Here is a 22,126-nt window from a genome sequence, read left to right on the forward strand (position 1 = left end):
CGGGGGTCCCCCGCAGTCGATCAGGCCGGACCGCCCCTCGGGTGGCCCGGCCTGGTCGTGACGTCATGAGCGGCGGCTGACGCTGAGACAGGGACGCCGGCTCCCGCACCCTTCCACGAAAGGATCCACCGTATGGGAACTATCACGGGGGCCAACGGAAACGAACTGCACTACGAGGACACCGGGGGCACCGGGCGGCCGGTGGTCCTGGTCCACGGCTGGCCGCTGAACGGCCAGTCCTGGAAGGACCAGGTCGGGCCCCTCGCCGAGGCCGGTCACCGGGTGATCACCTATGACCGCAGGGGGTTCGGCCAGTCGGAGCCACAGCACCCCTACACGTACGACGCGCTGGCCGGAGACTTGTCCGCTCTGATCGACGCCCTGGACCTGCGCGACGCCGTCCTGGTCGGCTTCTCCATGGGCGGCGGTGAGGTCGCCCGCTACCTCGCGCAGCACGGCACCGACCGCATCTGCTCTGTCGTCTTCGCCGCGGCCGTGACACCCTACCTGCTGCACACCTCCGGAAACCCCGAGGGGCCGCTGAAGAAGACCGAGGCGGCGGCCATGGCGGCACAGCTGACCGCCAACCGGGAGAAGTTCTTCGACGGCTTCACCACACAGTTCTTCAGCGCCGGAGACACCCTCTGCGTGACCGAGGAACAGCGCCAAGAGGCCATCGCCCTGTGTCTGCAGGCCAACAAGCTCGCCGCCCTCGAATGCATGGCGTCCTTCGGTGCCACGGACTTCCGTGAGGACCTGGAGCAGGTCTCCGTGCCGACGCTGGTGCTCCACGGCGACGCCGACGGCGTGGTGTCCTTCGAAGGTTCCGGCCAGCGCACCCATCAGGCCATCCCCCACAGTGAGCTCGTGGTAATTCCCGGGGCGCCCCACGGCCTAAACGTCTCCCACCCGGACGAGTTCAACGCCGCCCTGCTCGGCTTCCTCAGCCACTGACCACTGACGGCAGCACTACGGGGCGGTGAGGTGATCACCGCCCCGTGTCGTCGATATCGCCGTCTGGGCGCCGGCATCACTGGCCGGTCAGGATCACTCCGAGCAGGACGGCGATGATGACCACGGTGAGGATGATGGCCGCGATCTGCAGCTGACGAGCGGAGAACCGCTTTCGCTTGACGTACTCGGTTCGGTATTTGATGCGTTTCTGTTCTTCAGACATGTGCACCCCTCACTCTCGAGTTATGTCTCAGGCGACACCGCAACGTATCACCGCCCAGTGCACCTCATTCAAGCTGAAACGGGGCGGGCGGGTACATGCCCGGTGAACTCCCAGCTACCGAGCGGTTAGGGTGTGACGCACGGCACGTGCCACCGACGATGCGCCGAAGGGTCCGCCGCTGGCCGCCTTCGATCCAGCCGTGCCGTGCAGCCATGCGGCCGCAGCTGCCTTCTCTGGCGTGGCGACCGACCCGCCCTGACTGCTTCGGGCCAGGGCCGACGCCACCAGCCCGGCCAGGCAGTCGCCGGTGCCGGCGGTCGCCAGCTCCGCCCCGCCCTCGTTCTGCACCAGCGTCCTGCCGCCGGGCGCCGCACTCACGGTTGTGGATCCCTTGAGGAGCACGACGACGGCCAGTGCCTCGGCCGCGCGGCGCGCGGCGGCTACCGGGTCGGCTTTCGCCAGGTCCGCGAAGCCGTCGGCGATGTCCGGCACCAGCCGGTCCACGAGTTTCACCAACTCCCCCTGGTGGGGCGTCAGCACCACCTCGCATCCGGCGTTCCGCAGCCGAGACAGCTGATCCAGGGTCACTAGCCCCAGCGCCGAAGCGTCCAGGACCAGCGGCAGAGCACCGTCCACGCAGGTTTCCACGACCTCGGCGAGCCGAGACTGGGCATCCTCGTCGGACCCGAGTCCCGGTCCGGCGACCCAGGCCTGGGCCTTCCCCTCCACGCCCGAACCGGCCACCACCTCGGGGTGGGCCGTCAAAACCAGATTGGCCGCTCGCTGTGGTCCGGCGTACTGCACCATGCCGAGTCCGGAGGCCAGAGCGGACGAGCACACCAGCACCGCCGCTCCCGGGTACTGCTCCGAGCCCGCACACACGCCGAGTACCCCGCGGCGGTACTTGTGGTCGTCCCAGGCGGGCGGCGCGAAGACCGCGAGCGCATCGTCGCGCTCCAGTGAGGAGACGTCTGGTTCTCCCAGGTACGGTTCGATGCCGATGTCCACCAGTTCCACCCGGCCGGCGGCATGGGCGCCGGCGCCGACCACCAGCCCGGTTTTGAGAGCCCCGAAGGTCACGGTCAGGTCAGCCAGGATCACTCCCCCGGCCACCTCGCCGGTGTTCGCATCCACCCCCGAAGGCAGGTCGCAGGCCACCACGGTGATCCCCGCCGGCACCGGCGGCGGTTCCCAGCCACCGCGTGCACCGGTGCCCAGGACGCCGTCGATCAGCAGTACAGCATCGTCGGGAATCCGATCCGCCACCCGTCCACCAGCGCGGCGCAAGGCGTCCAGCCCGACCTCGTGCATCCGATCTCCGGTCGGTACGGCCACGGCATTCACGCCGCGGCGGCGCAGGAAGGAGAGAGCCCACAGGGCGTCTCCGCCGTTGTTCCCAGTACCGACCAGTGCCGCCACTGTCGAGCCAGCCACGGGCCCGTGGGAACGCAGTTCGCGCACCACCCCTATAGCCAGCTTCCACGCGGCGCGGCGCATGAGCGCTTCGCCCTGGCCGGCACGCAAGACTGGGCTTTCGGCCGCCCGCACCGCATCACCGGTGTACGCGTGGATCACAGCAAGCTTCCCTCCGCTCGGCAGCTCAGCCCTCGGCAACGACCATCGCGGTGGCCACGTCCCCGTCATGGCTGAGGGAGAGATGCCACTTCTTGACGCCCTTGGCATCGGCCACGTCGGCCACGGTGCCGATGGCCACGATGTGAGGGGCACCGGCGGCGTCGATGTCGATCTGGCAATGCTGCCAATTCATGCCGGCCGGAGCACCGAGGGCCTTGGCCACGGCTTCCTTGGCGGCGAAGCGGGCGGCGAGGGACCGGGTGTTGAGTTCGCGTTCGGCCGGCGTGAAGAGGCGTTCCCGCAGGGCGGGCGCCTTGGTCAGCTGCTGCTTGAAACGGGTTACCAGGACAACGTCCACGCCAATGCCGATGATCATAGGTCCATCGTATGCAGTCTACGGCGGCATACCCGCCCCTTATGTGGAGAAACTACCTCGGCAGCCCACTTCTTATGCGAGCCTCGTCTAGATCACTGAGGCGTTAATCGGCGATTGGACGCCGTGGCGGATCTTTCCGCACACTGAATCACAGTCGATACTTCATCAGTATCCCTCAGATGATACAATCGAAGTCATGGGAGTAGCTAAGGTTGCAGCGCGGACATCAGAGCTGGCAGCTCGCCAATGGGGTCTGCTCACAACCGCACAAGCTGAAGCGGATGGTGTCACACGGCTTCAGCTTGCCCGGCTCGCCGATGCGGGTGTGATTGAACGCGTCGATCGAGGAATCTACGCGACACCGGCGGCTGTGGATGAGCACACGCCGCTGCGCGCCGCCTGGCTGTCTCTAGAGCCCAAGATCCTGGCAGAGGAGCGACTGGGCGATCCCGTCGCGTCGGGGGTGATTTCGCATACCTCAGCAGCGGCTCTGCATGAGGTCGGAGATCTGCTGGACGACGAACCCGAGATCACGCTGCCTAACAGGAAGCAGAGCCGTCGCGGCATTCGCCTGCATCGTGGCACGCTCAGAACTGACGACGTGACGATCGTGGAGGGCCTGCCGGTCACGACGCCTGCCCGCACGCTCGCAGACCTTCTGCAGGATGGGCAAGACCCCTCTCACGTCGCGGAGATCGCCGGCGATATGCTCCGGCGCGGTCTCGCTTCACGTAAGGACATGGCGATCGCGCTGGAACCGCTCGCACACAGGAACGGGCAACCGACCGGCGCTGCACTTCTCGAGTACCTCCTCGATCTGGTGGGGCTCAGTGGCGCGGCGCTCGCGGCGAACCTCGCTGCCAGCGACCTGGGGAAGGCGCTCGTCTCTGCAGGACAACTCGAAGCGATCAAGAGCATCATCGAAACCGTCGCGAAACTCGACCTTCCAAAGAACGTGCTTGGTCCGCTAGGTACCGCCGCAATGGCAACACTCGCGAAAAACGCTGCGCTCCCCCAGTTCCCCGACGGCGTGCTGCCGAAGATCGATGTGTCCGCGATCATCGACGCGGCAAAGTTCACGGTTCCTCTCGACACCGAAGAGTTCCGAAACGCGCTCGGCGCGAGCGTTCCCGCTTGGCTCCCCGAGATCCTCCGGTCGATACCGGCAGATTCATGGCCTCCGTCCACACTGACGACGGTGGACACCGGCAAGGAGGCACCATCAACTTGACGGACAAACTGCCATACCGAGACGGCAACGCCCTCTGGGCGGCCGTCACCGCACGAGCCAAGATGGAATCACAGGCGACCGACGTGTCAGCAGGTGTCTTGCTCCGACGGTTCGTCGTTGACCGTTTCCTTGCAAGGGTGTTCGCGCTTCCCGTCAACGAATGGGTGCTCAAAGGCGGCAACGCCGTGCTCACCCGAGTGCATGATGCGCGCACTACGAAAGACATCGATCTCCTCGCCGAGCTGGGCGACCTCGACGCCGCGGTCGAGAGACTACGCAGAGCAGTAGAGATTGATCTGAACGATCACTTCCGTTTCGTGATCACCGGAACACGTGCAGCGGGCGGTGGAACGATGCAACCCGACGTGGAGGGCTACAAGGTCTCTATCGACGCATACTGCGGCGTCAAACGCCGTGAACATTTCAGCGTTGATCTCGTCACCGGCTCTCTGATGACCGCAGAGCCTGACATCCAGACCCGTCCCACACTCGTGCCCACTGTGCCGCCCGCGCAAGTGCGGCTCTACCCGGTGGTCGAGCACATCGCCGACAAGCTCTGTGCCACGCAGAGCACGTACGGCACCGCCGGCGACCAACCATCGAGTCGGGTTCGTGACCTTGTCGACCTCGTCGTGTTTGCTCGTACACAACGCATTGACGGAGCCGAACTGATTGAAGCCATCACCGCGGAATGGACGCACCGAAGCCTCCCCGGTTCCCCATTTTTCGAGCCGCCTGCACATTGGAACCGTCTCTACCCGGCGGAGGCACGGCGAGTGCCGGCCTGTGGCGACGTTCTCACGTTCGCCGGCGCGGTGGAACTCGTCACCGCTCTCCTGGCACCCACATTCGAGCGATCCCCGAACGGCCAGCATTGGTCACCGGAGACAGGCGCGTGGACAGTCGCTAAAACACAAGACCAATGATGCTCCCTATCCTTTCCATGCGGCGACGCCACGGACGACGGCTCACGCACTTTCAAGCTTTGCCCGGAGAACGAAGAGATCGGGAAGCTGCCAATACCGGTCTCCTACCTGTCCAGCTTGAAATGATCGATCGGCGTCTGCATCCACTGGGGCGGCTCAGCGGAGCACCCCGGCGTGACAAACGTCTTCGCATAGGCCGCCATGGCATAGACGAAGTCGTACATATATCCGCGTCGGCCGCGGACGGGCTCAAACTCGTACATATGCAGCTCGCCGTCCCAGCACCGGTCCATCAGCATGCGGGATCGCTCGATGTGGTGGTCGAACGTCAGCACCCCGAGGCTCTCCACCCCGTGCTCACGCGCCAACTCCGTCCCGACGATCGCCTCCCCCTGCGTCGTCACCGGGTCCGGCGAGAAGCACTCCACGGTGGCCCCGCCCGGTGACTCCTGACAGAGGCTCGCCGGGGCATCCTCCGGAGTCGAGACCAGCAGCCGGTCGGTCACGCCCTCCTCAGCCAGTCGCCGGGCCTCGTCGTGGGCGCCGGACTGGGTCGAGAGCACGATCAACGCGTCCACCTGTGGCGCCGGGTTCAACCGCGGGTTAACTGTCAGCCATGCCAGCACGACGCCGACCCCCAGGAACACGATCACCACAAGTCCCGCTCCGCGCAGGATCCAGCGGCGCGCCCGACGTCGACCGGTCGCCTTCCGTAGGCGCCGGACCCGAGCATCGCGTCCCCTGCCGTCGCCGTCCCGGCCGTCCATCAGTTGATCCAGTTTCACCGCTGGGCAGACCGCAGGATCACGATGCCCCGGCCGGGCACGGAGATCCGGTCCCCGGCGGAGAACTCGGTGGTGTCCGGGGTGGCGTCGGCGGTGTCCACCACCAGATCCCAGGCGTCCGGGAACGGCTCACCGGGCAGGGTGTACTCCACGGGCTCCCAGTACGCGTTGAGCAGCACGTAGAAGTCGTGGTCGCCCCCGTTGCCGTCCGCATCAACACCCCGCTCGGACTCTGCCAAGTCGTGCCCGTTGAGGAAGAAGGCAATCGACTTGGCGTAGTAGGTCTCCCAATCGGACTCGTCCTTGGCCGTCGCGTCCGGCTCGAGCCACACGATATCCGGCAAGGCCATCGAATCCGCGCGCGCGGCTGGCCGCCCGTCGAAGTACCGCCGGCGCCGGAACACGGGGTGATCCTGCCGGAGTGACACCAATCGCGAGGTGAACTCGATGAGGTCCTCGTCAGCGTCATCCCAATGGACCCAGGACAACTCGTTGTCCTGGGCATACACGTTGTTGTTGCCCTGCTGCGTCCGCCCCAGCTCGTCGCCGTGGCTGATCATCGGCACCCCCTGGCTGATCATCAGCGTCGCCAGGTAGTTCCGCTGCTGCTGGGCGCGGAGCTTGAGGACCTCGGCGTCCTCGGAGTCCCCCTCCACGCCGCAGTTCCACGAGCTGTTGTGGGATTCGCCGTCGTTGTTGTCCTCGCCGTTGGCTTCGTTGTGCTTCTCGTTGTAGGAGACCAGGTCCCGCAACGTGAAGCCGTCGTGGGCGGTCACAAAGTTCACCGAGGCCCGCGGGGTGCGCCCGTCGTCCTCGTAGAGGTCAGCCGAGCCGGTGATGCGGGTGGCGAACTCGGCCAGCGTCCCAGGCTCGCCGCGCCAGAAGTCCCGCACGGAGTCCCGGTACTTCCCGTTCCACTCGCTCCACAGCCCCGGGAAGTTGCCCACCTGGTACCCGGCCCAACCCACATCCCAGGGCTCGGCGATGAGCTTCACGGTGCGCAGGACGGGGTCCTGACGGATCACGTCGAAGAACCCGCCCATCATGTCCGGGCCCCGCTCGCCGTCCGAACGGGTCAGCGTGGTGGCCAGGTCGAACCGGAATCCGTCCACATGCATCTCCTGCACCCAATAGCGCAGGGAGTCCATGACCAACTGCAGCACCATGGGGTGGGAGAGGTTCAGCGAGTTCCCGGTCCCGGTGTAGTCCATGTAGTGGCGCTCGTCGCCCTCCACCAGGTGGTAGTAGTTCACGTTGTCGATGCCGCGGAAGGACAGGGTGGGTCCCATGTGGTTGCCCTCGGCGGTGTGGTTGTAGACCACGTCCAGGATCACCTCTAGCCCCGCGGCGTGCAGATCCTTGACCATCTGTTTGAACTCGCGCACCTGCCCGCCGGTGTCCCCTGCCGAGGAGTAGGTGTTCTGCGGGGCGAAGTAACCCAGGGTGTTGTATCCCCAGTAGTTGGAGAGCCCCTTGTCCTGCAGGGAAGAGTCGTTGGTGAACTGATGCACCGGCATCAACTCCACGGCCGTCACGCCCAGCTTCGTGAGGTGCTCCAGCACCGCGGGATGGGCCAATCCGGCGTAGGTGCCCCGTGCTTCCTCGGGGACCTTCGGGTGCAACTTGGTCATGCCCTTGACGTGGGTCTCGTAGATGACGGTCTCATTGAAGGGGATATCCGGTTGCTCGTCCTCGCCCCAGTCGAAGGAGTCGTCCACCACCACGCCCAGCATGGTGTGACCCAGAGAGTCCGAGGTGTCGATCGCGTCATGATCCTCGAAGTCATAGGAGAATTGGTACTGGCCCCAATTGAAGTCACCCGTAATCGCCTTGGCGTACGGGTCCAGCAGGATCTTCGCAGCGTTGTACCGCAGCCCGGAGGCCGGGTCCCAGGGCCCGTGCACCCGGTACGCGTACAGTTGCCCGTCCCCCACACCGGTCACGTGCGCATGCCAGGTGTTCCCCGAGCGCTCCGTCAGCTCCACGCAGGTCTCAGCGCCATCAGCGTCCACGAGGCACAACTCCACCTTCTCGGCATCCTCGCCGACGGAGAGCGCGAAGTTCGTCCCGTCCTCATCCAGTGTCGCGCCCAGGGGGTACGGCACGCCGGCAGTGGTCTCGACCATGTGTCTCCTCGGATGGAAGCGGATTCCGAGGAACAGTCTATGTTGATGTAGCCCAGATGCCGGTGTGACCCGGGTCTACGCCTAGGGGGCCGCGAGGTACTCCTCGAGGGCCTCCCACTGGTCCCGCGGCGTGAATCCGGAGGCCTCGATCTTGGTCAGGTTCAGCACCGAGTTCAGCGGCCTGCGCGCCACGGACTTCCCTGCGAAGTACTCCTCGGTGCTCACCTCGGTGACGTCCCGCGCAGGCCGGTCTGTGTGCGTGTAGACGCACCGGGCGACCTCCGCCCAACTCCCCGGTTCCCCGCTGTTCGTCAAGTTGTACGTCCCATAGGGAGCGTTGCCGTTGCGGAGGTGAATGATGGCCTCGGCCAGGTCCTGGGTGAAGGTCAGCCGGCCTATCTGGTCGGAGACCACGGACGGGGCGATCCCGCGCTCGGCCAGTTGCTGCATGGTGCGCACGAAGTTCTTCCCGTCCCCGATCACCCACGAGGTCCGCAGCAGATAATGCCGCGGCACCACACCGACGGCCAGGTCCCCCGCCGCCTTGGAGGTGCCGTAGGCGTTGACCGGACGCAGCGGGTCGGACTCGGTGTAGGCGCCGTCCTTGGTGCCGTCGAACACGTAGTCGGTGGAGACGTGGATCAATGTCACCTGATGCTGCGCGCAGGCCTGAGCCAGCCGCGCTACCCCCTCCGCGTTGGCCGCCCATGCTGCCCGGCCGCCGTCCTCGGTCTCGGCCTCGTCCACCGCGGTGAAGGCGGCCGCGTTCACCACGGTGCCCACGCGGCGCCATTCGATGCGTCCGACGGCGGCCGGGTCTGCCAGGTCGAACCGGTCCCGTCCCAGGAACTCCACGCCGGGACGGTCGGCCAGCTGGCGGACCAGTTCCCGGCCGAGTTGGCCGGTGGCCCCCAGCACCAGCGTGGTCGCCGGGGCCATGGGCACCACCTCGGCCAGTGGTGGATGGGCGCGGTCCTTGTCCGAGAGTTCGGCCTGATCCAGGGGGATGGGCCAGTCGATGGCCGCCGTGGAGTCGGCGAGGTTGAGGAAGGTGTACTGCGCCTGGGCCTCGGCGGACCAGTGGTCGTTGACCAGGTAGGTGTAGGTGGTGTTGTCCTCGAGAGACTGGAAGGCGTTGCCGACACCACGGGGCACGAAGATCGCCGTGGACGGATTGATCACGGCGGTGAATACCCGGCCAAAGGTGCTGCCCTGGCGCAGGTCCACCCAGGCCCCGAACACGGAACCGGTGGCCACGGAGATGTACTTGTCCCAGGGTTCGGCGTGGATACCGCGGGTGGTGCCGCGGCTGGCGTTGAAGGAAATGTTGTTCTGCACCGGCCCGAAATCCGGCAGGCCGAGCTCGGTCATCTTCTGCCGTTGCCAGTTCTCCTTGAACCAGCCGCGGTTGTCACCGTGCACGGGCAGGTCGAACAAGGTGAGCCCGGGGATGGTGGTGGGCTGGGCGGCGAGGGGCTTCGAGAATTGGACGGCCGCCGCAGCGCGTTCCTGCCCCGTATCCCGAGCTGTGCCCATCACTGTCCCGTCAGCTGATACTTTGCCTCCGCGGCGGCCTTCTGGGGCCGCCACCACGGTTCATTATCCCGGTACCACTGCACGGTGGCCTCCAGACCCCCGTGGAAGTCGGAGTATTGCGGGAACCAGCCCAGCTCGGTACGCAGCTTGGTGGAGTCGATCGCGTAGCGCAGGTCATGCCCGGGGCGGTCCATCACGTGGTCGTAGGCACCGGCGGGCTCGCCCATGATCTCGAGGATCGACTCGATCACGGTCTTGTTGTTCTGCTCCCCGTCCGCCCCGATGAGGTAGGTCTCCCCCAGCCGGCCGCGCTCGAGGATGGTCAGCACGGCCGAGGAGTGATCGTTGGCATGGATCCAGTCCCGCACGTTGAGCCCCTCCCCATAGAGGCGGGGGCGCACGCTGTCCATCACGTTGGTGATTTGCCGCGGGATGAATTTCTCCACATGCTGGTAGGGACCGTAGTTGTTGGAGCAGTTGGAAATAGTGGCCCGCAGGCCGAAGGAGCGCACCCAAGCCCGCACCAGCAGGTCCGAGCCGGCCTTGGTGGAGGAGTAGGGGCTGGAGGGGTTGTACGGAGTGCTCTCCGTGAACCGCTCGGGACAATCCAACTCCAGATCCCCGTAAACCTCGTCCGTGGAGATGTGGTGGAAACGGACGTCATGCCGACGGGCTGCCTCAATGAGCGCGTAGGTCCCCAGAATATTGGTGTCCACGAAGGGCCACGGGTCGTTGAGCGAGTTGTCATTGTGTGACTCGGCCGCGTAGTGCACCACGGCATCCACCTGAGGCATGAGCTGGTCCAGGAGGCCGACGTCCGCGATGTCCCCCTGAATCATCATCATCCGGTTGGCGGGCAGCGCCTCCAACGATGCACGGTTGCCGGCGTAGGTCAGCTTGTCCACCACGATAACGCGGTGGTCAGTGGACTCCATGACGTAATGGACGAAGTTGGACCCAATGAAACCAGCGCCGCCCGTGACTAGAAAGGTACTCACCCGTTCAACGTATTCGCAACGCGGTGGCAAGCCCCCGGTGGCTGGTACTCGATCACCACGCGCAGGTGTAGGCCCAGGAGCCCTCCGCTATGTAAGGTCCTTGATTTCCACGAATCTGGGAAGGGAGAGTCCGGCAGCGTGTATTCGACCGGTTCCCAATGGGTGTTAAGCAATCCGTAGAAGTCATGGTCGGCGTCGTCCGCGGCGCGCCGACCGCCCGCCGGCAAATAGTGGCCGGTGAGATAGAAGGCGATCGAGTTAGCCCAGTATGACTCCAAGTCCGATTCATCCTTGGCAGTGGCATCCGGCTCGAGCCAGAGGATGTCCGGAAGTGGGCCGGCATCGGCATCCTCACCAGCCATGGGGTGCCCATAAAAGTACTGGCGACGCCGGAAGACAGGGTGCCTATCACGCCATTCTATGATCCCTTAGCGATAAAGCGACTCCTTCGAGCAGACCCTCTCTTGCAGGATCGCACGGCGTCAAGAAACCACCATGAGGTAAAACGGCGGAGCATCTCGTGGAGAAATAGTCATGTAACGTGGGTGTGGTTGCCCCCAGTAGTCGTGATGTAAGTCGCCATGGTCAGATCGCAGGGAATTGATCGATGAAACGTCAACCGATGCGGTGGCTAAACTCGTTTCGTGACTTCGCCCGCAAAGGGCTCTCCAGCAAGAGGTCGTACGGTTCCGTGGCCAGCACGGCCTTCTCTAGCGCCTCTAGTCTCTTACTATCGATCTTTATCGCACGCTCGGGGACCATTGCAGATGTCGCCATGTTCGCGATTGGATTCGCCGGATATATGGCCATCACAGGCCTCACCCGAGCAATGGTCAGCGAACCCTCGGCGGCACGACTCATGGGAATTCCCAACCTCCGCATTTCAGGTCGACAGGTCTCCGCCTATGGCCTGCTCATAGGTGCAGTTGCCCTTGTTGCGGGATTCCTGGCTCAGCAACCATATTTGGTAATCGTGGGAATTCTCAGCCATTCGATCGCCCTGGCAGACTATGCAAAGTTCGTATCCATGGTTTTCGGGCATCCGAGGATGGCGGTTACCCAAGAATTTATGAAGTTGGCGATTGTGTCGTCAGGTCTCCTAATACCCAGCATCCGAACACAGCCCCTGATTCTATTTACACTCTGGCTGATCGCCTCAGCCGCAACTGGATATATAAGCTGCGTGCTTCAGAAAATTAGCCTCCTGCCTTCATTGCGGGGACGCCAGGTCTCCATCAAGGAATCGAGTTCCTACGCTACTGATTACGCGTTAGGCTCTGGTGCGACGCAGTTGACAACCTTCTTGCTCGGAGGAATTGCAGCACACAGCGTAAACGCATCGGTGCGAGGAGCAGGAACCCTATTAGGCCCGATCACGGTAGTCGCAACGAGCATTCGGGCACTGATCATTCCATTTCTTTCAAGGGGACTACAAGCTAACGCCAATAGCGTCACTCCGGCCGCAAATGTCACTATTGCACTATTCGTCGCCGCCATTCCACTAACCATTGGAGTGAACTTAATTCCCGATTCATGGGGTCACATGCTACTCGGAGAGACCTGGTACATAACGCGGAACGTGCTCCCCATCCTGTCTGCTGAGCTTATATTCTCTCTCGTAGCAAATGTGCCCTTCGCCGGCCACAGAAGCTTAGGGGCGCATCGCCGCACGTTGGTCATCCGGACAGTAATGGCCCCACTGCGAGTAACAGTCATCGTCACGGCAGCGGTGATCGGCGGCTATATATGGGCGGCATTCGCAATGCTCCTCACCTCGGCCGTCAGTGCAACAGTATGGTGGATTAGCTATCGCTCACTAGTGAAGGGAAATTTATAATGGAATTTGGAATGATACTGCTCGGCGAGGCGGGCAATTATGGGGATGACCTAATCCTCATCTCTGTACTCCACTCGATCTCCAAGACCTTTCCGGAATCCAAAGCTACTTTTCTTTCATTCGGAAACCCTATTCCACTCGAAGAGGTGCGACAGCATATTTCGCTACCCCGGGAGCTGAAGCGTGTCGCACCAGTACGCGATTGGCCATGGAGCCGCGCACTTCAAGAGAACTTTGCAGAGGCGGATGTGATGATCGTGGGCGGCGGGGGCCTCATCCAGACTTGGCAGCACTCACTCAAGCCCTATCAATGGCTTCGCCACCTTCCAGACACGCCAGCGCCGGTTATCGGCGTCGGACTGGGGCTTGGTCCCGTCAGTAAGGACTGGGTTCAGTATTTCCGGAAACACGACAGTCCTTTTGACGTTTTGCACGTCCGCGACCGCCAGTCCCAGGAACTCGCCTTGGACTTCGGCTGGAACGCCGAAATTGCTGCTGACTTCATCGACGAGCACTTTCTGGAGCAACTCATTACTCCGATGCGGCCCAAGGCGCCAAGCAACTCTCTCGGCGTTGCACTAAGGGCATGGCCAGGGCTTTCTGCTCAAGAGCTGGCCAGCCACATAGAGTCCGTGCAGGCTCAGCATGAAATAGATGTGGTCAAGTTCTTCGTCTTGGAATCCAAAGCCGGAAGAGGGCCGGACGTCGAGTTCACTCATCAAGTTGCCACCTTATTGGCATCTACCGCCACAGAAATTCATATTTATACCTCCGACAACATCGTTGACTTTACTCAAGAAATATGTTCCACACGGATTGCAATTTCTATGAAACTTCATTCCAGTGCAGTTTGGGGATACCTGGGCGTTCCGATGTACCCGATCGTATACGCGCCAAAGATTTCGTCCTACTTCGGAGTTCCATACACCGGATTAAGTGTCTTCAAAGAGACGGTTGACCCCGCGCCTCATTCGGACTACCCCCGGTCGGAAGACGCCCTTACACAAGCATTGAACACCCTAGGGTCTATCTCAGCCCCCGTTCAGAGGACGACGTTCACTCCTGCAAGTCGGCTGAGATTCCAGCTCAAGGGCCTTGTGATCGACGGCACCAACAAAATTCGCCGTTCATTGCGTAGGCGCTAACTATTTTCTGAACACAAGACGCGAGCCGCGCCGCAGCTGGAGTGTATTGAGTCAATGACGTGCGGTTCAATCAGGACAAACTCTACGTGTGCGCCCCGCGGGTCCGGAGAATCGTGGCGACTCAATTGAGTACGCGAAAACCGTCGGCTAGGCTGCACCCCGCGCCGCAGGACGCCATAGCTCCACGCCCACACAACGCTATGGTTTCCGACAGCTATCGGATCGAGCTTAGGATCAAAACCTGTAGGTAGCGCGATGTTATTGCGTGTTCGATAGCAACGTCTCCAGCAAATGGGATTGCCACTTAATGTCGAACTGTTGCTCCGCTCGCTGCCTACCGGCCCACCCCAACTGACACGCTCCAGCTTCATCTCGTAGCAAGGATTCAAGCTCTCTGGAAAGCGCAAGGATATCGCCTTCCGCGACAAGCAGGCCAGTCTGCCCGTCTTGGACTGCATCAACGACCCCGCCGGACTTATACGCTACGCATGGCAGGCCCTGTAGAGCCGCTTCAAGATAAACCATGCCGAAGCCCTCACGGACACCAAGGGAGTCTGCCTTAGACGGCGCGCAGAAAATCCGTTGACTCGACAAGATTTCCGGCAACTCATTAGTTGCGAGCCAGCCTGTGAACTGAACGTTCAGACCGGCATCGATCGAGAATTTCTCCAGTTCAGATCTCAGGGGGCCGTCCCCGACGATTGTAACCGGAACGCGCCGCAACTTAGCCGGGAGACTGTCGACAGCTCGAAGGAGATCCATCGGCCCCTTCATCTCAATAAGTCGCCCAACGAATATGATCCCTTCGCGCGAATCGGAGAACACCTGTGGGACTATGGGCGTCCCTATATGTATGACATCTACCCTATTGCGCGGTAGGCCTGCGGCGATGACAGCGTCAGCCACATATCGCGAAACCGCGACGAAATGACACGAAGATCGCATCAAACCACTGAGCCTATGCCGATACACACCCCTAAAGTGGTCGGGTACCCCGTATTCCTTAGGCGTAACGCGCGGATTGTGAAGAGTCGTCACCAGAGGAAGCCTCAGTTCGCTTGACAAAGGAGCGATCGTCATTCCTCCAGAAAGGAAGTGAGCATGGACGAGGGACGCGTCGAAATCCTTAATCTTCGAAGCATATCGACTTCGGTGAAGAGAAGTTCCGAGAAGCTGTCGACTCAACTTGTCCAGTCGCCTTCTCCCATATGGCGCAAAGTCAGGCGTAAGAAGCGGATCTTCGGTCTGATGGAAGCCCATCTTCAAGAAGTCCCATGACTCCATAGTGGCAAGTTGGTCGCGGATAAATGTCTCAGAGTGACCAAGCCACGTTTCCTTCCAAACGACACCCTTTTCGTGACTCATGACTCTCCCAGTCTTTCGTATTCGCGCTTACTAATATTGGTGCCCATCTTGCTTCGATTGCACGGCCTCAACGGATATCTTGACGATAAGTCCCTTGTCGGGCGAGATATTCGACGGGAGGACCTCCTACTCACCCTCGATTGGGAAGACTCCCATGTAGCCACTTGACGGCATGGTTACCGCGGGCAGCGTCCTCGTCCTGCTGCGCATTCGCAACGACCAAGAAGAGAGCAACGACTACCCACGTGACGGTAGCGATTCGGTTCCCTGTGAGTACCGGCAAACCAAATGAGCCTCCAATCAATACTGCCCAAAAGGCAAGTGCAGTCAATCGCAAGCTGCGGTCTGCAATTTTAAGCATTCCTCGCAACAGCACGAACAAGGTCAGGGCGATGCCGGTTGTCGCGAATATTCCGCCCATGACGATGGACTCCGTCCACTGGGAATCGTAAGGAACTGCCAGGCCTCCGAGCCCCATCCCGATCAGCGGGGAGGCAGACAGTACGAACCCGATCGTTTGTAGGGTAAACGATCCTTCATCCCAGCGATTAGCGGTATACAGCGCCACCGCAGACTGCCCTTCTTGAAATTCGAAGAGCCGGCTGAAGTATGAGAACCCATCCCATTGTTGAAGGAATCCAGAAAGAGCGACTAAGGACACTGCCATGACAGCCGCAAGGACCAAACCGCTCCGTGCAGCCCCGCGATTAAGTAGCCAAAGCAACAGAAGAACTATCGGCAGCCCAACGAGAATGAAGATCTTGGATACGGTCAGGATGCCACCGACTGTCAGGACAGACAGCAGTATGTACATCAATATCGGGTGACGAGAGAATCTCCAGACGGCCAGTATGACCGCTAGAGAATACATGACTCCTGCTTCGGCTGGCTGTCCGAAAATTCCAGAGTACCTGCCCATAATCATTGAATTCTCGGCGACTGACACAGCTGTGTCACCGCCGGTCCAGAATCCCTGAAGTGACAGTGCCAGTGAAGGCGAAATGCTGGTGGCAATGGCCAACACGGCGTTGGCCGTAGAAGCGATGGTTACAACAGCTGCCGCCATTCGAAGTGACGAAATAGCGACAGCCGGTGGAACGAATGTCCAGATTACGAACATGACGACCAATGGCAGCGCGAGATTGTCAAGCCCGGCCAGTGGTGAACCTGCCGATCTCGGCATTCCTCCCATATACGGGAACACGTATCCAAATAGAGACGATACGATCACGAAAGACCAGAGAATGAGAATCAGAATGTTCCAACGACGCAGATTGGGAGCCAGTAATAGGGCAATTGGCGCCAACGCGTAGATAATCAGCTGCTCGGTTCTGATTGGTCCGGCGACATACGGACCAAACGCAGCAAGGCACATAAGGCCCACTATTAACTGCGGTACGCCCGCGATTCGTCTCGACTGTCTCCGCCGATTATATAAGGCCTTGTCATGAGTTCGAGTCAAAGACGGTTCCCTATCTGCCTCGAAACCTTCCCTCGAGTATCAAGGAAAAGCCTGGACTTGCGTGCAAGAGAATCTACATCGTAGTCCCCATGCGCTTGGAGCAAGATACAAAGATCAGAATCAGCAATGGCAGCTTCTATGTCACTAACGCTTTCAATAGTTCTATCGTCTATATTCCACTTTTTGATTTTGGGATCATGAAAAAGTAGCTCAACGCCCTTCTCAGCCAATAGCGAGGCGATCGGCACGGCTGGTGACTCACGCTCATCCGCAATGTCCGCCTTATAGGTGACCCCTAGAAGAAGAATCTTGGCGCCCCTAAGCGCCTTACTATGTTGATTGAGAAGATCCTGCGCTCTGGAGACAACATATCTTGGCATAGAATTGTTAATCTCCTGCGCCAATTCAACAAACCTGAACGGATACCCTAAACGGCGTTCGACTTCATAGCTGAGGTAGTTAGGGTCGATAGGAATGCAATGTCCACCAACACCTGGCCCTGGATAGAATGCCTGGAATCCAAACGGTTTGGTCCTAGCAGCCTCAATTACGTCCCACAGATCAATTTCAAGTTCATGACAGAATTTAGCCATCTCATTGACAAGCGCGATATTGATGTGTCTGTACGTGTTCTCAAGAAGCTTCGCGGTCTCTGCCTCACGAGAACTGCGAACCGGAACCGTCTTGTCCACTACCTGATCATAGAAATTTACGGCCGCCACCGTAGATTTCGCTGAGACCCCACCTACCACTTTAGGCGTATTACGCAGGCCGTACTTTGAGTTCCCTGGATCGATTCGCTCTGGAGAAAAAGCCAGCCAAAAGTCCCGATCAAGTTCCAGTCCGGACTCCCTGAGGATGGGAAGGACGAGGCTTTCAGTTGTCCCTGGGTAGGTGGTTGACTCCAGAACTACCGTGGTGCCCGGCTTCAAATTGCTGGCAATCGACTTCGTGGCTCCCACCACTGCCCCCAAATCTGGGCTTCCATTGTCCCCGAGGGGAGTCGGCACGCAGATAATGACAGTGGAAGCCTCGGAGATGATGTGTGGGTCGCTCGTCGCTACATAACCGAGACGAAGCATCTCCTGGACCTCTGAATCTGAAATGTCGTCCACGTGAGATCGTCCCGAATTAAGATCATCGACTACCTGGGTATTGAGGTCTAGGCCCACCACACTCAACCCCCCCAGGGCCGCTTCTTTTGCCAATGGGAGTCCCACATAGCCTTGCCCGATCACAACGGTCTTGCTCACTCGCTCGTCTCCTTCGAATTCATCTGCTGTCCCGCAGCTTCGGCACCATTCAGTAGCCACTGAAAATAGTTGGTCGGATCAAACGGCCCCGCATCAGGGTCGGGCACACGCTGCAAGGCTTCAGTCACAGCGGTCTTCAAACTGGCTGTGTCACCGCGGCGGTATGGTCGAAGGGCTCTCCCCGCGATCTCATGATTTTGTGCTGTGTCCTGAGCTATGACCGCTCGTCCATAGACGCGGGACTCGGCCAGTGCATAACCAAATGACTCAAACGCGACGGGGAAAAAGACGGCACCGCATCGGCGCCACCAAGTTTCCAGCTGGGAAGAAGTCTGCGGACCGATAAACACTACACGTGGGTGACCCGCAACCACCGAGAGAGCATCGGGAGTTGATGGGACAATGAGACGAATCGGTTCCCCGTCTATTTCGTCGGTGGCGTTGAGAAACTCCGGCAGGTGTTGGTCCAGGTTCTTGTACGGTTGCGGCACGATTGGGACTAGCACATCGCGGGGCTGTTCCGGCGCTTCTCCAGCCCAAGACGGCTTGGCGACTGGATGAAATCTAACGGTCAACTTTCGGTCGAGCGCAGGCGAGATCCGACGTACCTGGTCCGCCATCCGCGTACACGGGACCACGAGTACGTCTGACGCTTTGGCCAGCGTGCGCACCACCGGCGTCTGCAGCCTAAGCCGTCGAGAGGGGGAGAACCCTAGCTGGTCCATATCCTGCTGCGTGGCGAACTGCAGGATGTTGCGTAATAGTGTGATGTTATGTCCCCGCGGCATAGCGAAACCGACGTTATTGAGAGATATCCTCTGAGCCGCGGACGCTGCGATCGCTTCTCGGCGCAACAACCATCCGGGCGAAAGCTGACGGTCATCGCCAAGGAGCATGACATCTTCCGGCTGCTCCTGGACTAGGAAGCGCTTGAGCTCTCGAAGGAAACGAGCTGACCCTCCGCCGATTGCACCGGCGCTGTCAATCACGGTGGATGAACGAGTCATTCTCTGATTCCCTTTCGCTCGTGATGCGTAGTGGCCATGGACCGGATGAAGTTCACCACGCGCCGTGAGGAATCGGCAATTTGGTAGTCCGCAGGGATGGTGGTCCGTCCGTCGACGCGGTGCTGGTCGATGGTGATCCTGACAGCGTCAACAACGTCATCCGGGTCCAGGCCGGTGGTGATGATGGCGCCGGTGTCCAGGGCCTCCGGCCGCTCGATGGCGTCGCGCAGGGTGACGGCTGGGAACCCGAGGATCGACGACTCCTCCGAGATGGTGCCCGAGTCTGAGATTACGCAACGAGCCGCAAGTTGCAATTTATTGTAGTCGTGGAAGCCGAGGGGCTCGTGGAGATGGAGGTTGCTGTTGGTCTCCAACCCGTACTGCTCAATCCGTTTGCGCGTCCTGGGATGGGTTGAGACGAGGAACGGTACGCCCTGATCGGCGGCCACCGCCTGCAGGGACGCCAAGACCTGCTCCAGGCGGTCCTTACGGTCCACGTTCTCCTCGCGGTGCACACTGGCCAAGAGGTATCCGCCCTGTTCCAGCCCGAGCCGGTCCAGCACGTCCGAGGCGTCGATCTGATCGCGGTAGCGCGTCAACACCTCCAGCATCGGCGAACCCATCACCATGACATCGCGCGGGTGCAGTCCCTCCGAGAGCAAGTTGCGCCGCGAGTGCTCCGTGTAGACGAGGTTGTAGTCGCTCACGTGGTCCACGAGGTGTCGGTTGATCTCCTCGGGAACGTTCGGGTCGAAGGATCGGTTTCCGGCTTCGAGGTGGAACACCGGGACCTTGAGCCGCTTGCCCATAATGGCGGAGACACAGCTGTTGGTGTCCCCCAGCACCACCATGGCGTCGGGCTTTTCCTCCAGGAGCACCCGCTCAGTGCCCCGCAGCACGTCTCCCAGCACCGCCCCGAGGGACGAGGTGTCCACGTTCAGGACATGGTCCGGACTCCGCAGCCCCAAGTCCCGGAAGAACACCTCGTTGAGGTTGTAGTCGTAGTTCTGGCCCGTGTGCACCAGGATGTGGTCCGTAGTGGCCTCCAGCCGGCGGATCACGCACGCCAGCCGAATGATCTCCGGCCGGGTCCCCACAACGGTCATGACTTTCAACTTCTTGGTCACAGCAGCCTCAGACTTCCTGGTAGAACGTGTCGGTGTCATCGGGGTTGAAGATCTCGTTGGTCCAGAATTGGGTGAGGACGTCATCGTCCGTGCCCGTGTTGCAGATGTTGTGCACCCAGCCGATGGGCATATCCACAGCCTGGGGCTGGTCGCCGTTGACGTTGATCGTCATCGTCTCCGTGGAGAACATGCGCCGCAGCCCGAGTGAGGCCTCACCGGCCAGAACCACAAAACGTTCGATCTTCCGCAGATGATAGTGCTGCCCGCGGATCACGCCCGGTCTCGTGGTGGAGAAGAACGTCTGTCCCTCGCCACCATGGCTCTTGACCGTCTCCACCAGGTGTCCCCGCTGATCGGCGCGCGGTTCGAGCGGCTGGGCAGGCCGGGCCTCAAAGGCGAAGGACCGGTAGGTGTTGAACAGGTCCCGGTCGAAGGAGTCCGTCAGATCTGGGATCTCCGACCGAGAGTAGATCTCGTGGAAGTCGGACAGCTTCTGGGCGAGCTCCGACACGGTGACGTCCGTTGTCCGGTAGGTGTCAAGGTCTTGAGACGCCCGGGCGTCCAGGAGGGCTTCTGCCGCCACCTGGGCGTGCATGAGCTGGAGTTCCTTGTCCTGCTGCACCTGGACAGGTTCCCCGTTGGCCGTCAGGTGGCAGAACGTCGCCACCACGGAGTTGTAGAACGGCTTGCCGTGCTCGCCGAAAAGGTTAGGGAGGAGCAGGTCTACGAACGTCAGTCCCAGCTCTTTGCAAGCGTCCTCCAGGATGCGCGCTGCATCCTGCTTGGCAGAGCCGTATTCGGAGCCGTTGCCCGCCTGGATGGAGTTGGCGAAAACCACCACCTCCGGCCGGCTCGGAGCGTTCCTGAGGGTCTCGGCAATTTGCCTGGCCATCAGGCGATTTCCCCGGGCGACCTCTTCAGCGGTGCCGCGGTTGACTCCCGCCACATGGACGAGCCTGTCAGTACCCTCAATGGCCGCGGTCGCATCAGCCAGATCGAAGTCATCACCGAGGTGAATGGAACGGACGTCTTCACCCGTCCTGGAGAAGTTGCGGATCCGTAGATGCCACCCCAGAAATCCACCGGCACCGGTTGCCGCGATGATGCTCACGCCAGCCCCCAGTTCTTCCGCTCGAGTTTGATCTCAGGGAGACTCAGGAGAAGGTCTTTGGTCTCCTCGACATCCATGTGCCGGGCAGTGTGCGAGTCGTAGTCCTCGTAGGTGTTCACGGTCTTGCTGCCCTCCTCGAAGAAGGGTGTGTAGTCCAGCTGCCGCTTGTCTGCAGTCACCCGGAAATAGTCGCCATGATCCACTGCCCGCGCCAATTCCTCGCGGGTGGCCAGTTGCTCAGAGAGCTTCTCGCCGTGGCGTGTGCCGATGATGTTCATGTCCGGTACCCGGTCGAAGAGCTCACAGACAGCGGCTGCCAACGTCCCGATGGTGCACGAGGGGACCTTGCGGATGAAGAGGTCGCCTTGTTCGGCGTTGTTCATGGCATAGTGCACCAGGTCTACGCTCTGATCGAGACTCATCATGAAGCGCGTCATGTCCGGATCCGTGACAGTGATCTTCTTGCCGGCCTTGAGCTGGTTGATGAACAAAGGGACCACACTGCCCCGGGAATACAGGACATTGCCATAGCGCACGCAGGAAACCACGGTCTTGGCCTGCGGATTCTCCAAGCCGTGCGATTGGGCGACCTTTTCCATCAGGGCCTTGGTCATGCCCATGGCGTTGACCGGGTACACCGCCTTGTCCGTGCTGAGGCACACCACGGACTCGACGCCGACCTCCTCCGCGGCCTTGACGACGTTCTCGCTGCCCGTGACGTTGGTCTTGACGGCCTGCATCGGGAAGAACTCCGCCGACGGCACCTGCTTGAGTGCCGCCGCATGGAAGACGTGAGTCACTCCCAGCATGGCCGCACGGATGCTGTCATAGTCTCGGACATCGCCGAGGAAGTAGCGGATCCGGTTGTCACCGAGATCATGGCGCATCTGATCCTGCTTGGCCTCATCCCGGCTCAGGACGTGGACCCGTTCACTGCCCTGGTCGAGTAGGTAACGCACCATACGGTGGCCGAAGCTGCCAGTGCCGCCGGTGATCAGCACGGACTCGGGAACCGCCTGCTTTGGTTCGCTCTTGTCACTCACTGTTGTCCTCCATGCTTGCTCGTCATTGTCTGTCTGCTGACCGATC

20 protein-coding genes are annotated in these 22,126 nt (G+C 61.1%); 5 read left to right on the plus strand and 15 right to left on the minus strand.

Annotated features, from left to right (window positions below; translation table 11 throughout):
- Positions 1-132 precede the first annotated feature (132 nt).
- On the plus strand, positions 133-954 hold the full coding sequence (locus C8E99_RS07860) for an alpha/beta fold hydrolase (RefSeq protein ID WP_115931821.1): 822 nt from the start codon (positions 133-135) through the stop codon (positions 952-954).
- Between the two features lie 76 nt (positions 955-1,030).
- Here C8E99_RS07860 and C8E99_RS15885 read toward each other — a convergent pair whose 3' ends face one another.
- From C8E99_RS15885 to C8E99_RS07870, 3 genes are all read right to left on the minus strand, one after another.
- Positions 1,031-1,177 (minus strand): hypothetical protein, encoded by a 147-nt coding sequence (locus tag C8E99_RS15885; RefSeq protein WP_170144557.1) that lies wholly within the window; start codon positions 1,175-1,177, stop codon positions 1,031-1,033.
- Between the two features lie 114 nt (positions 1,178-1,291).
- Entirely contained in the window at positions 1,292-2,752 is a 1,461-nt protein-coding gene (locus C8E99_RS07865; protein ID WP_115931822.1) for an NAD(P)H-hydrate dehydratase, read from the minus strand.
- 25 nt (positions 2,753-2,777) lie between these two features.
- Positions 2,778-3,128 carry a holo-ACP synthase gene (locus C8E99_RS07870; protein WP_115931823.1) on the minus strand — a complete coding sequence of 117 codons (351 nt, stop codon included), beginning with the start codon at positions 3,126-3,128 and terminating at the stop codon, positions 2,778-2,780.
- A 196-nt stretch (positions 3,129-3,324) separates the two neighbouring features.
- Here C8E99_RS07870 and C8E99_RS07875 point away from each other — a divergent pair, with 196 nt between their 5' ends.
- Both C8E99_RS07875 and C8E99_RS07880 read left to right on the plus strand, forming a co-directional pair.
- The gene (locus C8E99_RS07875) at positions 3,325-4,359 is read left to right on the plus strand and encodes a type IV toxin-antitoxin system AbiEi family antitoxin domain-containing protein (protein ID WP_115931824.1); all 1,035 of its coding nucleotides are present in this window, start codon (positions 3,325-3,327) and stop codon (positions 4,357-4,359) included.
- Complete coding sequence (locus tag C8E99_RS07880) at positions 4,356-5,285, plus strand: nucleotidyl transferase AbiEii/AbiGii toxin family protein (RefSeq protein ID WP_115931825.1); 930 nt, start codon at positions 4,356-4,358, stop codon at positions 5,283-5,285. Before C8E99_RS07875 ends, C8E99_RS07880 begins: the two co-directional genes overlap by 4 nt.
- Before the next feature lie 104 nt (positions 5,286-5,389).
- Here C8E99_RS07880 and C8E99_RS07885 read toward each other — a convergent pair whose 3' ends face one another.
- The 5 genes from C8E99_RS07885 to C8E99_RS07905 all read right to left on the minus strand — a co-directional run bounded on the left by C8E99_RS07885 (position 5,390) and on the right by C8E99_RS07905 (position 11,092).
- Complete coding sequence (locus C8E99_RS07885) at positions 5,390-5,938, minus strand: hypothetical protein (protein ID WP_170144558.1); 549 nt, start codon at positions 5,936-5,938, stop codon at positions 5,390-5,392.
- Positions 5,939-6,066: 128 nt separating this feature from the next.
- Positions 6,067-8,196 (minus strand): glycogen debranching protein GlgX, encoded by a 2,130-nt coding sequence (glgX, locus tag C8E99_RS07890; RefSeq protein WP_115931827.1) that lies wholly within the window; start codon positions 8,194-8,196, stop codon positions 6,067-6,069.
- An 81-nt stretch (positions 8,197-8,277) separates the two neighbouring features.
- A complete protein-coding gene (gene rfbD, locus C8E99_RS07895; protein ID WP_115931828.1) occupies positions 8,278-9,732 on the minus strand; it encodes a dTDP-4-dehydrorhamnose reductase in 1,455 nt (484 codons plus the stop codon).
- The gene (gene rfbB, locus C8E99_RS07900) at positions 9,732-10,730 is read right to left on the minus strand and encodes a dTDP-glucose 4,6-dehydratase (RefSeq protein WP_115931829.1); all 999 of its coding nucleotides are present in this window, start codon (positions 10,728-10,730) and stop codon (positions 9,732-9,734) included. Before rfbB ends, rfbD begins: the two co-directional genes overlap by 1 nt.
- The gene (locus C8E99_RS07905) at positions 10,727-11,092 is read right to left on the minus strand and encodes a hypothetical protein (protein WP_115931830.1); all 366 of its coding nucleotides are present in this window, start codon (positions 11,090-11,092) and stop codon (positions 10,727-10,729) included. The genes rfbB and C8E99_RS07905 overlap by 4 nt, the downstream gene beginning before the upstream one ends.
- 329 nt (positions 11,093-11,421) lie before the next feature.
- Here C8E99_RS07905 and C8E99_RS15760 point away from each other — a divergent pair, with 329 nt between their 5' ends.
- Positions 11,422-12,567 (plus strand): MATE family efflux transporter, encoded by a 1,146-nt coding sequence (locus C8E99_RS15760; RefSeq protein WP_147301203.1) that lies wholly within the window; start codon positions 11,422-11,424, stop codon positions 12,565-12,567.
- Complete coding sequence (locus C8E99_RS07910) at positions 12,567-13,712, plus strand: polysaccharide pyruvyl transferase family protein (protein ID WP_115931831.1); 1,146 nt, start codon at positions 12,567-12,569, stop codon at positions 13,710-13,712. Before C8E99_RS15760 ends, C8E99_RS07910 begins: the two co-directional genes overlap by 1 nt.
- A gap of 258 nt (positions 13,713-13,970) precedes the next feature.
- On the opposite strand, the gene C8E99_RS07915 is transcribed toward C8E99_RS07910, so the two are convergent.
- The 7 genes from C8E99_RS07915 to C8E99_RS07940 form a co-directional block, all read right to left on the minus strand.
- Positions 13,971-15,077, minus strand: coding sequence for a glycosyltransferase (locus C8E99_RS07915; protein ID WP_115931832.1), 1,107 nt, complete (start codon positions 15,075-15,077; stop codon positions 13,971-13,973).
- Positions 15,078-15,207: 130 nt separating this feature from the next.
- Positions 15,208-16,452, minus strand: coding sequence for a hypothetical protein (locus C8E99_RS15765; protein WP_147301204.1), 1,245 nt, complete (start codon positions 16,450-16,452; stop codon positions 15,208-15,210).
- Between the two features lie 83 nt (positions 16,453-16,535).
- Entirely contained in the window at positions 16,536-17,792 is a 1,257-nt protein-coding gene (locus C8E99_RS07925; protein ID WP_115931834.1) for a nucleotide sugar dehydrogenase, read from the minus strand.
- The gene (locus C8E99_RS15770) at positions 17,789-18,799 is read right to left on the minus strand and encodes a glycosyltransferase (protein ID WP_147301205.1); all 1,011 of its coding nucleotides are present in this window, start codon (positions 18,797-18,799) and stop codon (positions 17,789-17,791) included. Before C8E99_RS15770 ends, C8E99_RS07925 begins: the two co-directional genes overlap by 4 nt.
- A complete protein-coding gene (gene wecB, locus C8E99_RS07930; RefSeq protein ID WP_245952167.1) occupies positions 18,796-19,905 on the minus strand; it encodes a non-hydrolyzing UDP-N-acetylglucosamine 2-epimerase in 1,110 nt (369 codons plus the stop codon). The genes C8E99_RS15770 and wecB overlap by 4 nt, the downstream gene beginning before the upstream one ends.
- Before the next feature lie 28 nt (positions 19,906-19,933).
- Positions 19,934-21,037: a polysaccharide biosynthesis C-terminal domain-containing protein gene (locus C8E99_RS07935; RefSeq protein ID WP_115931836.1), complete on the minus strand. Its 1,104-nt coding sequence runs from the start codon at positions 21,035-21,037 to the stop codon at positions 19,934-19,936.
- On the minus strand, positions 21,034-22,080 hold the full coding sequence (locus C8E99_RS07940; RefSeq protein WP_281269062.1) for an SDR family NAD(P)-dependent oxidoreductase: 1,047 nt from the start codon (positions 22,078-22,080) through the stop codon (positions 21,034-21,036). Before C8E99_RS07940 ends, C8E99_RS07935 begins: the two co-directional genes overlap by 4 nt.
- Positions 22,081-22,126 lie beyond the last annotated feature (46 nt).

This window comes from Citricoccus muralis, from assembly GCF_003386075.1.
GTDB lineage: Bacteria > Actinomycetota > Actinomycetes > Actinomycetales > Micrococcaceae > Citricoccus > Citricoccus muralis.

What these genes read in the sequence shown, in the direction of transcription:
- C8E99_RS07860 (WP_115931821.1), top strand. Translation starts at nt 133, where the DNA reads ATGGGAACTATCACGGGGGCCAACGGAAACGAACTGCACTACGAGGAC.
- C8E99_RS15885 (WP_170144557.1), bottom strand. Translation starts at nt 1,177, where the DNA reads ATGTCTGAAGAACAGAAACGCATCAAATACCGAACCGAGTACGTCAAG.
- C8E99_RS07870 (WP_115931823.1), bottom strand. Translation starts at nt 3,128, where the DNA reads ATGATCATCGGCATTGGCGTGGACGTTGTCCTGGTAACCCGTTTCAAG.
- C8E99_RS07875 (WP_115931824.1), top strand. Translation starts at nt 3,325, where the DNA reads ATGGGAGTAGCTAAGGTTGCAGCGCGGACATCAGAGCTGGCAGCTCGC.
- glgX (WP_115931827.1), bottom strand. Translation starts at nt 8,196, where the DNA reads ATGGTCGAGACCACTGCCGGCGTGCCGTACCCCCTGGGCGCGACACTG.
- rfbD (WP_115931828.1), bottom strand. Translation starts at nt 9,732, where the DNA reads ATGGGCACAGCTCGGGATACGGGGCAGGAACGCGCTGCGGCGGCCGTC.
- C8E99_RS07905 (WP_115931830.1), bottom strand. Translation starts at nt 11,092, where the DNA reads ATGGCTGGTGAGGATGCCGATGCCGGCCCACTTCCGGACATCCTCTGG.
- C8E99_RS07910 (WP_115931831.1), top strand. Translation starts at nt 12,567, where the DNA reads ATGGAATTTGGAATGATACTGCTCGGCGAGGCGGGCAATTATGGGGAT.
- C8E99_RS07915 (WP_115931832.1), bottom strand. Translation starts at nt 15,077, where the DNA reads ATGAGTCACGAAAAGGGTGTCGTTTGGAAGGAAACGTGGCTTGGTCAC.
- C8E99_RS15765 (WP_147301204.1), bottom strand. Translation starts at nt 16,452, where the DNA reads ATGTGCCTTGCTGCGTTTGGTCCGTATGTCGCCGGACCAATCAGAACC.
- C8E99_RS15770 (WP_147301205.1), bottom strand. Translation starts at nt 18,799, where the DNA reads ATGACTCGTTCATCCACCGTGATTGACAGCGCCGGTGCAATCGGCGGA.
- wecB (WP_245952167.1), bottom strand. Translation starts at nt 19,905, where the DNA reads ATGACCGTTGTGGGGACCCGGCCGGAGATCATTCGGCTGGCGTGCGTG.